The sequence below is a fragment of the Bacillus sp. es.034 genome (genome assembly GCF_002563655.1).
GTDB lineage: Bacteria > Bacillota > Bacilli > Bacillales > Bacillaceae_B > Rossellomorea.
This window is the reverse complement of the sequence record NZ_PDIY01000001.1, coordinates 2,973,998-2,987,209: the sequence shown is the minus strand read 5'-3', so window position 1 is coordinate 2,987,209 and position 13,212 is coordinate 2,973,998. Positions and strand designations below refer to the sequence as shown.

The following is a 13,212-nucleotide window of genomic DNA, read 5'->3' as shown; positions in this document are numbered from 1 at the left end:
CGGAATGGGTAAACATACATTGGCCCAACCATTATTTGTCAAAAAATAAACAAAACAACTAGGGGGAACAATTATGGAGTTATTAACAAGCATCGTAGGCACCTTGAATGATTATATGTGGTCATACATACTGATCGTGGCTTTAATCGGACTGGGGTTATACTTCTCGTTACGCACTAAATTCGCACAGTTCCGTTATTTAGGAGAAATGGGCAGACTACTAACTGATAAAACGACCATTTCTTCAGAAGGAAAACGGGGGATTTCTTCTTTCCAGGCATTCACGATCAGTACGGCTTCGCGTGTCGGTACCGGTAACCTTGCCGGTGTGGCAACAGCGATCGCAGGCGGAGGGCCAGGGGCTGTGTTCTGGATGTGGCTTATCGCCTTACTCGGTGGAGCAACCAGTTTCGTGGAAAGTACACTTGCTCAGATCTATAAAGTGAAAGACGGAAAGGACGGGTATCGTGGTGGTCCTGCTTACTACATGGAAAAAGGATTAAATGCCCGCTGGATGGGAATTCTGTTTGCCATCATCATCACCTTCTGTTTTGGTCTTGTATTTAACTCGGTCCAATCCAATACCATTTCACTTGCTATGGAAGAAGCCTATTCATTCGACCGTATGACAGTCGGCATCATTCTGGCCGTGCTCACTGCACTGGTAATCTTCGGCGGAGTCAAGCGGATCGCGAGTGTCACTCAAATCGTCGTTCCGATCATGGCCGTCCTTTATCTGATTCTTGCTTTCTATATTCTAATCACCAATATTACCATGCTTCCAGATATGTTTGTCGTCATCTTCGAGAATGCATTCGGTATTCGTGAAGTAGCAAGCGGCGGTGTCGGAGCAGCCATCATGATGGGAATCAAGCGTGGATTATTCTCGAATGAAGCGGGTATGGGTAGTGCACCCAACGCAGCTGCGTCCGCCGGGGTTACACACCCGGTTAAACAAGGATTGATCCAAACTCTGGGTGTTTTCACAGATACGTTATTGATCTGTACTGCTACTGCCTTTATGATCATCTTATCCAACCAATATACAACCGGGATCGATGGCATTCAGTTGACGCAGGCAGCATTGAGCTTTCACGTGGGTTCATGGGCGGATACCTTTGTAGCTGTCGCCATATTCCTGTTCGCTTTCAGTTCAATCATCGGAAACTACTATTACGGGGAAACCAATATTGAATTCATTAAATACAGTCCGGTCACCTTATTTATCTATCGAATCGCGGTTCTAGGCATGGTGATATTCGGAGCGGTTGTGAAACTCGATATCGTCTGGAGCTTAGCCGATTTATTCATGGGTATGATGGCCATCATCAACTTGATTGCCATTACATTACTAGCCAAAATTGCTATTGCAGCATTAAAGGATTATAGAGAGCAAAAAAGGCAGGGGAAGGATCCTGTTTTCTACTCTGATTCGATTAATGGGTTAAAAGGCATTGAAAGCTGGGAAGCAAAGCCTGAAGCAAGAGAACAACAATAACAAGAATGGACCGGCCCGAAGATGGGCTGGTCATTTTTTTTATTAATTAAAGATGAATAAGAATTACATAGAATTACCTTCTCTGGAGAAAATAATGACGAATAATATTCCACTGAGGAGAGAGAATCATGAGAAGAGAATTACTATTTGCATTTGGTGCTTTCTTTATTATGTCGCTCCATGCCATTGCCGGTAACTATTCTGCAGAACCGACAGAAAAACAACCGGTAAATGAAATGACTGTAACAGTATATAAAAAGGATGTGACAGGTGATGGTAAGAAAGATACAATCACACTCAAGGCGATTCCTTTTTCTCCGGATGCCCTGTTTCTCAAGCAAATCTGGGCGGATATCAAAACGTCCAAGGGAAGCGACATCCGGATTGATTATGAGGGTGGTTATGAACCAAAAATTCAATTCGTTGATCTAAATCATGATGGTATTAAGGATATGCTGTATTCAGCTGCAACAGGTGGTAGCGGCGGCCTTTACAATATGGCTCTCCATACATTGGCCGACAATAAGCTCGTGGATATCGGACTGCCTGAGCCCCTTACGATCCAAGCTCAATTTGAAGATCAATACAAGGCATCCATTACGTTCGTGGATACAAATCAATCCTACACAGTGGATTTAAGCGATCGGAAAGAGGATTATGAAAGACTGGGGATTTATACCGACGGACATCTAAATGAACCAATGGAATTGATGGTGGGACCGTATGCCTTTTTCGAACCGGTCAAGATTTTTGGGAAACCCGGTAAAGGGCTGAAGGGTTACCAGCAAATCAGTGGCGCCTATCATGCTGATGGCATTGGAACAGCCACTTCTTATTGGTATTATGAAAAAGGTAAATGGAAGTTGATTAAAATTAAGTGGAGAGAAAATTGAAAAGGAACCGTTTCTAGGCAGGTTTCATACTCTGTTATAAGCCCATTACTGTAAAGGAGGCTTATACATGAGTGAATTTAAACCTGAAAAATTGACGGTTCAATATCTGCCGCCTGCATCCATCTTCAATCCGATTGATAACAGGAAGTACACGTTAACCCATTCCGATACGACAGGCGAACTATACTTAAGTATCGGCTGCCACTATGATCTTGAAAAAATCAATTTGACGATGAGGGACGAAGTGTTGGGAGAATGGAGACGGAACCTGGGTCAATATACGCTGACCGGGACTGTATTTGTCAGTGGGGGAGAATTCGATCAGCAGCTCTCACACGTTCGATTCATGATCTTCAAAAAGGAGCTGCCACTGGCCCTCGCAGCAATGGTGAACGGGGATAAAGACTTTTACACGTATTATCCGTGGCTCCTTGATGCGCCCATTATCATCTGCTTCGAATCCATATACCCTGAATATCAGCAAACGCTTTATTTCGGGACACCAAGACAATATCTCATTAAATAATGTTAGAGCATAGAGAGGACTCCAGGGACTCTCTATGCTTATTTTCATTGAGCAGTTTACAAGATATTGATGAAAAACTTGTAAGAGCATGAATGATCACGAAGATATTATGTAAACTAAAGAAGATAAATAGCCAAAATCCAGTAATTAGGAAAGGCACACAGCTAAGATAATAAAGATGTCTATATATTTCAATTGGGAACTTAAAGAGTCAGATAATAGCATTTTTATGATGAATTGATGATAAGAATTGATGATAAGAATTGATTCTTTATAACTTGCTATGAATGAGCAGCCAGATAACTATTGAATGGATTGAAACATTTGATAACCCAATAACAAATTAAAGAAGATCATCCGTATTTTTTCTTTTGTCTCATTATAAATAGTATACTTGTGATACGAGACTGAAGTTGAGTTTTTTATTCAGGTTCCTATAATTTACATTATGTAAACTTTAAATTTGTAACGAAACACTTCCATATGTTCACTCTTCTTCCGCAGTTGTACGTTGAAAAGAATCTCCCTACATTTATGAAATGAATCCACCTAAATAAGATTTCACTGTCGCAGGATTACGGCCAAAGGAACGGTTTCCGATTACTGGATCATCCGGATTGCTGTTGACATCTAGTACAGGTGAAAAGTCCAGGTTAAATCCAAACTCTTTTAGTTCTTTTCCACGTAAGGTTCCTATTTCATAAGAAAACCCCGGATTGTTAAATTCCCCCATCTCTTTATTTGAAAGTAATTTTTTCCTGGTGTTCTTCCAGGAATTCAGTTTTTTAAACGATGATATCTCTAACCTGTGTAATAACTTCACTGGAGTAGCCTCGACTGTTTTCAGCGCCGTTATGAAAAGTGACGTATGCGGGGTGCCGGTCTTATATTCTACTAATTGCGAGAAATAATAGTAGAGCCTGGAAAATAATTTTCCAGGCTCTACTTATATCTTTAGATTTCTTGAAATATCTCTTGTTTACTGCCCGATATGCTTGATTTTTAATAACAGAACAAATGTTTCCACCTTTTTTACGAAACACCATTCAGGCCTTTTAATGTCATGTAAAATGGAACACTTTACTATACATAGTCAACGCTTCAATATGAGCGAAATCGGGTTCGTATCCTATTCCTGGTGTGTCGGGTACTGTTATATACCCATCCGTCATTTCCACCCCGTTTGAGATGATATCCCTCTTCCAGTAATGTGAGGAAGGAGCCGTATCTCCGGGCAGGGTGAAGTTACTCAATGACGTAATGGCAACATTATGAGCCCTTCCGATCCCTGCTTCAAGCATCCCCCCGCACCACATAGGAATACGTTCTTCTACACATAAATCATGGATCTTTCTGGATTCTGTCAGCCCTCCAACCCGACCGATTTTCAGATTCATTATTTTACAGCTGCCGAGTTCAATTGCTTTTCTGGCATCTTCAAAACTATGAATGCTCTCGTCTAAACAGATCGGTGTGCGGAGTTGAGACTGAAGCTTGGCGTGATCTATGATGTCATCATGATCGAGTGGCTGTTCGATCATCATTAAATTGAATTCATCGAGTTCCTTGAGGATGTCAATATCATCCAAGGAATAGGCACAGTTGGCATCAGCCATTAGGGGAGTATCAGGAAATTCCTGGCGAACCGCCTTAATGATGTCGACATCCCAGCCTGGTTGAATTTTCACTTTGATCCTCTTATAGCCTTCTTTCAGGTAGTTTTCAATTTGGTTTAACATTTTGGCTTCTGACTGCTGAATACCGACACTTATCCCTACTTCAATTCTATCTTTCGTCCCTCCAAGTGCTTTTGCTAATGAGATGTCATTTTCTTTAGCATATAGATCCCAAACAGCACCTTCTAAAGCCGCTTTTGCATTATAATTGCCCCTGATTTTTTTAAACCGATGGGATACTTCATCAGGATGTTGGACCACTTCCTGCTGTAGAAGTGGAATCAGGTGGTCACTCATCATATGCCAGTTCGTTTCCACCGTTTCTTCATTATAAATGGGCTGGGTAATTGCCACTGACTCTCCCCAACCAGACACACCGGATGCTGATTTTACTTCAACGAGGATAATCATTTTATCCTTTTCCGTTCCAACACTTGTCGTAAATGGATGCAGTAAGTCCATCTTGATTTGTCTGAGAATGATTCGTTTAATTTCCATTGCGATTGTCACCTTTCTCCAGGAAGTATAAGTACTGCCCTTGGTGCTTATAGTCTTTCACTAAGTCTGTTACGATCCAACCCTGATGTAAATAATGAGAGAACACATCTCTTGTCTTTTTCCGCCAATCCAAGGCAAGTGAAAAGTCCGTTTTTTTTAATTCCTGAAAATGCCCTGGTACCGAAACGGAAAGCCGATCATGTGTAAGCGTTAAATACACCTTATCAACAGACCAGCCATTGTCGCATTCTTTCAATTCAATCACTGGATGCATGTCATCCAGTGATTGAATTTTTTCATCCGATTGATGAATACACCACTTTACAAGAAATCGATCCGTAGGGATTCCCGCATTCAATTGATCATCCATATCCCCATATACATTTGGGATATACTGACTCACAATTGCACCAAGCTTATGTAAATTTAAGTTCCCATTGACTGTTTCCAATGGATCATACGTCCATGTGATGAGTTCATACCCCATCTCGATGGCCGTGCTTCTTTGTGCTTTTTTCAGTATTTCCCCGATGCCAAACTTCCTAAAATCGGGATGGATTCCTAAACTGTGTGATACGAGATATACCTTTCTTCCGTCGAAGCCTGGAAAGCTATATTGAAAACCGATCAGTTTCTCTTGATAAAAGGCCCCGAGGATGAATCCTCCATTTTTCACGACTGCAATAGATTGGTTAACAGGAACAGAATCTTCAAAGCTCCAGATAAGGGACTCCAGTTTTCTTACAACTTCCAATTCCTCTACTGATTGCAGTTTCCTGATATTCATTGATGAAAGGATGCCATTTTTCATTTTCTTCCCCTCCTTGCCTACCATTGTTTCTGATCTGCTTCTACGATCATCTGTATTAATATCTTGGTTCCATAGACAAGAGATTCGAGATTGAATCGCATGGCAGGATGGTGCAGCCCTGGTGTGAGACCACATCCAAGACCGATCATCGTAGAAGATAATCCCGGATTTTTGATTGAGTAAAAATGAAAGTCTTCTGCTCCAGGAGAGATGCACTCTGAAATTGTATTCTTCTCACCAAGGACAGAACATATCGCTTCATGTGCTATTTCTATTGCTTGATGATCCTTAACAGCCGCAGGCAAGTATTCTTCCACACTATATCTGATGGTTGTCCCCGTCCCCAGTTGAATGCCTTCTACCACCTGTTCTGCTTTTTCCAATAATGCAGTCATGGTTGCATTGGACTCCGCCCTTACATCGAAAGTGAAGTGCGTATGTTCAGGAATGGAATTGGAGGATTCTCCTCCGTGAAGTTCAGTTATCTTAATGGAATAACGATCCCTGACATCTAATCGAATCTGTCCAATTGCCTGGATGAGTAAAGAAGCGGACTCCAGAGGATTATTCCCTTGTTCAGGACGGGCAGCATGAGAAGGCACCCCTTTTATCGTACCCTTAAGCGCTGCCGTTGAGCTATGGACAATGACAGGAGCAGCCTTATAATAGGGTACTTCCACTTCGGGTCTAAGGTGAATCCCCCCTAAGAATTTCACATTTTTAAGAACATTCTCTTCCATCATTTTAAGTGCCCCTGCCGCTTTTTCCTCAGCTGGCTGAAAGATAAAGCGAATAGTATGATTTAGGTTCATTTTCGATATGGCCAGTGCAGCATATAACACCATCGTGCTGTGAGCGTCATGGCCACATGAATGATTCGCCTTCACGACACCATTCACTTCCTGAAGCAAAGCATCCATATCTGCACGAAGAGCAATCACTTCTGTTTTATTACCTTCTACCTCAGCTAGAAAGCCGTAATGCCCATCGAATTTTTTTATTTTAAAAACCAAAATCAGCTAATTTGGTTTTTAAATAGTTTGAGGTTTTTTCCTCCATCCAGCTAGGCTCGGCCAGTTTGTGCAGCTCCTGATAGGTTCTCAGAATCTCATCATGTTGTTCTTCCACAAAGTTCACGTTTTCTTCCTCCTATCAAAAAATCATGTGGGCAATCACGACCACAATTGGTAATGTGATGCATGTTCGGATTAAAAAAATCAAGATTAAATCGACGATGCTGACGGGCAACTTCGAACCAAGCAGCAATCCACCCATTTCAGACATATAGATTAATTGAGTGACAGAAACACAAGCGATAATAAAGCGGGTTAGTTCACTTTCAATCCCGCTCCCGATGACCGCTGGAAGGAACATATCGGCAAATCCGACTACCATGGTCTGGGCTGCTTCACTGGATTCTGGAACTTGCATAAGCATGAGAACAGGCTCAAATGGCTTCCCAAGATAGGTGAAAATTGGCGTGAACTCCGCTATCACTAAGGCAACCGTTCCAATAGCCATAACGATCGGCAGCACACCAAGCCACATATCCAATACGTTCTGAACTCCTTCTTTCACTACAGCAAAGGGTCCATTATTCTTTTTGGCTTTCGATACCGCTTGATGAAAACCCCATTTTACTACAGAGAAATCTGATGGAATCCCCGTTTCTTTCTTTAAATCCGCCTTTTCATACCCTGTATCCAATTTTCTTGACAATGGAGGTATGCGTGGCATGATCAAAGCTGCTACAAGACCTGCAAATATGATCGTAGCGTAATAATGAAGGAAATATTGCTCTAAATTCAAATAGGAGATGACGACAATAGTGAATGTAATGGAAACAACTGAAAAAGTGGTAGCGATAACAGCCGCTTCCCTCTTTGTGTAATAGCCTTCTTCATATTGCTTAGTCGTCAAAAGAACGCCGATCGTCCCATCACCTACCCATGATGCGAGACAATCAAGAGAGGATCGACCAGGCAGGGTAAAGACGGGTCTCATCACCTTTAAAAGCAATGCACCGAAAAACTCCAACAAACCAAAATTCAGGAGAAGCGGCAGCAGTAAACCCGCTAGTAAAAAAGTAGAAAATAAAATCGGGATAAGGTCATAGATTAAGAGACCGCCTGTGTTCTCTGAGAAAACCATGCCGGGTCCAACTTGATAAAGCGTCATCACAGCAAACACGGTACCAAGAATACGGGCAATGAGCCAAAACGGACGAATCATAAAAAGAGTCGTTAAGTATCGGCTCTTTGTAATAAACGCAGGCTTAAAACTGATAGCAATGAGAGATCCTATCACAGAAAGAATCATGATTGTGACCGTAACTGGAGGAATAAGTTCACCGGCGTAAACATTGATTTGCCCTGCCAGGTATGCGACAGGAATGGTAATGCCGTCACCTGTAGTGATAGGTACGATAAATAATAGTATTCCAATTATTGAAGGAAGTAAGAATGTCAAAATATCACTGTTTTTGAACGATTTAGCTTCTATCTTTTCCTTTGTTTGCGTAACCCCATTCATAAAAACTCCACCCCTCTATTCATGTTATTCGATAAATAACCCTTGATTTGTATATAGCTGTTCAAGCTTTGTTTGCCGAAGACTGATGTTGTCTTGATCTCGATGTTGAATGCCCACCAGAATCATTTCGACCAAACTCACGACAGATGCAATGGAATGGTGTCCTGAATCCATTTCTTCTTCGGTAGTAAGCGTCAGATCTGACAGCTGCCCAATGGGAGATAGCTGTCTATTTGTTATAGCAATAACAAAAGAACCTTGTTTCTTCACCCTTTCTGCAAGCTCTAAAGATTCTTTTCGAAATCGTGGAAATGAAAACAGAACTACCGTAGAATCCTCATCTAAATCACAAATATCTTCCGGGAAAAATCCAGTTGGGTTAGAGAGATATACATTTCCTCTGTACTGTTTTAGGGCGTAATACATCCAATAAGCCGCTCCGTATGAACTTCCGAATCCGCCTATGTAAACCCTCTCAGAATCAATGCAACGATCGACGGCTTTCCATAGACCTTCTTCGTTTAACTGCCTAAACAACTGCTCAAGGACCGATTTTTCTTTTTGAATAATCTGCCTGAATACATCATTTCCTTCATTTACGTTTGATGCTGAAGTATATACTTCATCCTTTTTCCCATTTTTCTTTTCCAACCAATCCTTTCTTACTATATCCTGCATGTCTGAATATCCCTTGAATCCTAATGCATACCCCAGGCGAATGACAGTTGTCTCACTTACACCCACTTTTCTCCCCATCTGAAATGCCGTGAGAATCGCTGCCTCACCTTGATTCTGCAAAATCAATTCTGCCACTTTTTTTTGCCCGGTGGATAACGTTGAGTAATGCTCTTTAATGATTTGAGAAATTGATTGATTAGTCATACCTTCTCCTTTTTAAAGTTTGAAGTAAATCCTTCATTCCCAATAGTATAATGCATATTATCCTTCACTTTCAATAAAAATTTTATTATTCTGACATTTAATCAAAAAAAGAATGCAGCCAGTTAAACTGCATTCCCATAATTCAACAAACATTCAAGCTCTAGACCCTTACCATCACTCTATAGTCGCTTTTCTTTTTGAACAACATTCTCCCTCAGCAGAAACTTTTGAATCTTCCCACTTGCATTACGGGGAAGCTCATTCACAAATACATATTCCCGTGGCCTCTTATAGTCTGCCAACAGATCACCATTCTTCAGAAATAAATCAAGGTCCTCTGATGATAGAGAAGGATTTTTTGACACCACTACTGCCAAAACCTGCTCTCCCCATGTTTCATCCGGCTGACCGAGAACTGCGACATCCAACACATCTTCATGAACATGCAGGGCGTCCTCTACCTCACGCGGATAGACGTTCTCCCCTCCTGTAATCACCATATCATCCACCCTGTCGGCCACATACAAATATCCTTCCTCATCCATGTAACCTAAGTCACTGGAGTGGTACCAGCCTTTATACAACGCTTTTTCCGTCGCTTCCTTCCGGTTAAAGTATTCAAGCATTGTGCATGAGCCCCTGACAATGATTTCCCCTACTTCACCAGGCTTACACATATCATCAGGATCGGAAGGACCGTTCTCATTGGGTCTTACCACTCGTATTTCATGGTTATAAGCGGCACGACCGGCGGAACCAGCCTTCGTTAACTGTTCATCCTGAAGCAGGAACGTAACCGCTGGCCCCATCTCCGTCTGACCATACGCCTGGATCAGGTCGACATTCATCGTTTCTTGAAGAGCCCTGACAAGAACTGGTGCCATTGGGGCAGCCCCGTAGAGACCTATCCGGAGTGATGAAGTATCATACTTCTCCACCCCATGCTGAAGAAGCATATTCCACATCGTCGGTGCCGCAAAAAGGTTGGTGACTTTCTCCCGTTGTATCACATTCAATACCGTCTGAGGCTCGAACTGATGAACGATGATATTTTTCGCCCCCGCTTGTACCCGTGGAAGGAAACAGCAATGAAGCTCGGCACAATGGAACATTGGAGCTGTCACAAGTCCGATATCATTTGGTGTAAGCCCCATAACCGACGTACAGATCAAGCTTTGCTCCGCCATATCCCGGTGTCTGTGAAGCACCCCTTTTGGTCTCCCGGTGGTCCCGCTCGTGTACATGATGGCATAAATGTCCGTTTCTTCTACTGAAAAATCTGCAAGTGCCGTGGAACAAGGACTCACTACCTCATGATAGCTATAAGCAAATGCTGGCGTTTTGCCCCCCACATACCAAAAAAGGGTCTGAGGAAAGTTCTTGGATATCCCTTCAATCGGTTGGGAGAGAGCTTCTTCAAACAGTACGACCTTAGGTTCTGCATCTTCTAAAATAAAGTGAATTTCCTTTCCTTTCAGACGGAAGTTTATCGGATTGATCACGGCACCGATTTTTCCGCATGCAAAATAGACATTGGCTAACTCCAATGTATTGAATAGATACGTAGAAACCCGGTCCCCTTTTCTTACACCTGCATCCAAGAGGGCATTGGCCACACGATGGACTTCATCCTGCCACTCCCCAAAGGTTAACCGCTTACCAGTCTTCTCTTCTACAATGGCCTCCTTATTGCGGAATTTCATTACCGTTTGGTCAAAAATAGATCCAGTGGTTGCGTACATTTTTTTCCTCCTTATAAGTAAGGTGTTCCATTCTGACACATTCCCTATCCATAATGTTCGTGACGGGTGTCCGTTTCCCCTTCTTACTATCAGATAATTCAGAAATATACCGCGAAGAAAAAACCGTCATCTCTAAATGGAATAGAAATGACGGTTTTATCAAAATCATGAAGCTTTTTGCTCCCTCACCACAACATTCAACTTTCGTTTAGATAAAACATTAAAAAAGATATTCAGCCCTATCGCCGTTAAACTGCCTGCAACAATTCCATTATCCGTCAAGATGCGGATGCTTGTCGGCATTTGAGCAAACAATTCAGGGACAGCCGTTACCCCAAGTCCCATTCCTACAGAACACGCGATAATCAATAGATTCTCCTGTGATGCAAAATTCACGTGACTGAGCATTTTGATTCCGTACGCGACCACCATACCGAACATGGCGACCATCGCACCTCCCAATACGGAAGCAGGAATCACCGTGGTGAGAGCACCGATTTTCGGGACCAAACCAAGGATCACAAGGAAAGCACCCGTTGCATATATCACATTATTCCGCTTTACACCCGAAAGCTGAACCAATCCGACGTTCTGGGAATACGCCGTATACGGAAATGCGTTGAATAATCCACCGAGGACGATGGCCAATCCTTCTGCACGATACCCTCTTGCTAAATCTTCTTCTGAAATCTTTTTATCAGTGATATCCCCGAGGGCGAAATAGACACCTGTTGACTCGACCAGGCTGACCATGGCTACAAGAATCATCGTGAGGATGGCTGTTATTTCAAACGTCGGCATCCCGAAGTAGAATGGTTTAGCCATATGAAACCACGAAGCATCACCAACTGCACTGAAATCGACTTTTCCGAGAACGAAAGCGACAGCCGTTCCTGCCATCAGTCCGAGTAAAATGGATACTGAGCGGACAAACCCTGTAAAGAATTTATATAAGAATAATATGAATAACAACGTTCCAAACGCTAATGACAGATTTTCCAATGAACCAAAATCAGCACTCCCCTGACCGCCTGCCATATTGTTCATGGCAACAGGGATCAGTGTGATCCCAATGATGGTCACGACAGAACCCGTCACGACAGGTGGGAAAAAGCGGACAAGCTTCCCGAAATATTTACTGATCGCAATGACGAATAAACCTGAAACGAGAATCGATCCGTAGATGGCGGAGATCCCATACTGACCTCCAATTGCGATCATGGGCCCGACTGCCGTGAACGTACATCCGAGAACAACGGGTAGTCCGATCCCGAAGAATCGATTACTCAACACTTGCAGCAGGGTCGCGATTCCACACATGAAGATATCGATGGAAACAAGGTACGTAAGCTGTTCTCCTGAAAGTCCAAGGGCTCCTCCGACGATCAAGGGGACAATGACCGCACCCGCATACATGGCAAGAACATGCTGGATACCAAGTGAAGCCAGTTTAATAGGCTGATTCTTCATGATACAGTCGCCTCCTCTTGCTTAAATTGTACTTCTCCGTTTTCAAGGGACTCTATTTCAGCTAAAGATTCCACCCTATAGCCAGTATCCCTAACGATTTTCCCGCCATTTTGAAATGACTTTTCAATGACAATTCCAATTCCGGCGACAACCGCTTCCGCCTGTTTCACTAAGTCGATCAAGCCCAATGCGGCCTGCCCATTTGCCAGGAAATCATCGATCAATAAGACTCGATCATTTTTTTGTATGTACTCCCGCGAGATGGAAATGGTATTTTCTTCTTGCTTGGTGAATGAATACACCTTTGAAGTAAGAACTCCCTCTGTTAGCGTCAACGATTTCTTTTTTCGTGCAAAGACCAGTGGAACATTCATATGAAGGGCAGCCATCACACCTGGCGCGATTCCTGAAGATTCAATGGTCAGTATCTTTGTGATTCCTTCCTCTTTGAAACGATGTGCAAATTCTTTCCCTATTTCCATCATTAGTTCCGGATCAACTTGATGATTAAGGAATGAATCGACCTTCAATACCGTTTCTGAAAGGACGACACCCTCCGCTTTGATCTTATTTTTTAATACATTCATGAATGAATCGCTCCTTTACCTGTTGTAGATACTAAAAAACCCAAAGGATATTGTGCTCACATCAGAGTGAGACAATGACCTTTGGGTTAGGCAAAGA

Annotated in this window: 12 protein-coding genes and 1 pseudogene; 3 read left to right on the top strand and 10 right to left on the bottom strand. The window is 42.6% G+C overall.

Going from position 1 to position 13,212, the window contains the following annotated elements:
* The first annotated feature begins 73 nt into the window (after positions 1-73).
* The 3 genes from ATG71_RS15320 (at position 74) to ATG71_RS15310 (ending at position 2,917) form a co-directional block, all read left to right on the top strand.
* Positions 74-1,498 (top strand): alanine/glycine:cation symporter family protein, encoded by a 1,425-nt coding sequence (locus ATG71_RS15320; RefSeq protein ID WP_098440326.1) that lies wholly within the window; start codon positions 74-76, stop codon positions 1,496-1,498.
* A 128-nt stretch (positions 1,499-1,626) separates the two neighbouring features.
* Positions 1,627-2,391, top strand: a complete 765-nt coding sequence (locus tag ATG71_RS15315; protein WP_098440325.1) for a hypothetical protein — start codon at positions 1,627-1,629, stop codon at positions 2,389-2,391.
* Between the two features lie 67 nt (positions 2,392-2,458).
* Positions 2,459-2,917 carry a staygreen family protein gene (locus ATG71_RS15310; RefSeq protein ID WP_098440324.1) on the top strand — a complete coding sequence of 153 codons (459 nt, stop codon included), beginning with the start codon at positions 2,459-2,461 and terminating at the stop codon, positions 2,915-2,917.
* Between the two features lie 547 nt (positions 2,918-3,464).
* Here ATG71_RS15310 and ATG71_RS15305 read toward each other — a convergent pair.
* From ATG71_RS15305 to ATG71_RS15265, 10 genes and pseudogenes are all read right to left on the bottom strand, one after another.
* A pseudogene (locus tag ATG71_RS15305) lies at positions 3,465-3,659 on the bottom strand (glycoside hydrolase family 3 N-terminal domain-containing protein); the annotation flags it as partial.
* 319 nt (positions 3,660-3,978) lie between these two features.
* Positions 3,979-5,091 carry an o-succinylbenzoate synthase gene (gene menC, locus ATG71_RS15300; protein WP_098440323.1) on the bottom strand — a complete coding sequence of 371 codons (1,113 nt, stop codon included), beginning with the start codon at positions 5,089-5,091 and terminating at the stop codon, positions 3,979-3,981.
* On the bottom strand, positions 5,081-5,902 hold the full coding sequence (locus ATG71_RS15295; protein WP_098440322.1) for a GNAT family N-acetyltransferase: 822 nt from the start codon (positions 5,900-5,902) through the stop codon (positions 5,081-5,083). Before ATG71_RS15295 ends, menC begins: the two co-directional genes overlap by 11 nt.
* 17 nt (positions 5,903-5,919) lie before the next feature.
* Positions 5,920-6,915, bottom strand: a complete 996-nt coding sequence (locus tag ATG71_RS15290; RefSeq protein ID WP_286163027.1) for an amidohydrolase — start codon at positions 6,913-6,915, stop codon at positions 5,920-5,922.
* Positions 6,905-7,039, bottom strand: coding sequence for a hypothetical protein (locus ATG71_RS23795; protein WP_286163026.1), 135 nt, complete (start codon positions 7,037-7,039; stop codon positions 6,905-6,907). Before ATG71_RS23795 ends, ATG71_RS15290 begins: the two co-directional genes overlap by 11 nt.
* Positions 7,040-7,054: 15 nt before the next feature.
* Positions 7,055-8,434, bottom strand: a complete 1,380-nt coding sequence (locus tag ATG71_RS15285) for a YjiH family protein (protein ID WP_098440321.1) — start codon at positions 8,432-8,434, stop codon at positions 7,055-7,057.
* Between the two features lie 24 nt (positions 8,435-8,458).
* Positions 8,459-9,316 carry a MurR/RpiR family transcriptional regulator gene (locus ATG71_RS15280; protein ID WP_098440320.1) on the bottom strand — a complete coding sequence of 286 codons (858 nt, stop codon included), beginning with the start codon at positions 9,314-9,316 and terminating at the stop codon, positions 8,459-8,461.
* A gap of 179 nt (positions 9,317-9,495) precedes the next feature.
* A complete protein-coding gene (locus tag ATG71_RS15275; protein WP_098440319.1) occupies positions 9,496-11,058 on the bottom strand; it encodes a long-chain-fatty-acid--CoA ligase in 1,563 nt (520 codons plus the stop codon).
* 165 nt (positions 11,059-11,223) lie between these two features.
* Complete coding sequence (locus ATG71_RS15270) at positions 11,224-12,528, bottom strand: nucleobase:cation symporter-2 family protein (RefSeq protein ID WP_098440318.1); 1,305 nt, start codon at positions 12,526-12,528, stop codon at positions 11,224-11,226.
* The gene (locus ATG71_RS15265) at positions 12,525-13,115 is read right to left on the bottom strand and encodes a xanthine phosphoribosyltransferase (RefSeq protein WP_098440317.1); all 591 of its coding nucleotides are present in this window, start codon (positions 13,113-13,115) and stop codon (positions 12,525-12,527) included. Before ATG71_RS15265 ends, ATG71_RS15270 begins: the two co-directional genes overlap by 4 nt.
* Between the last annotated feature and the right edge of the window lie 97 nt (positions 13,116-13,212).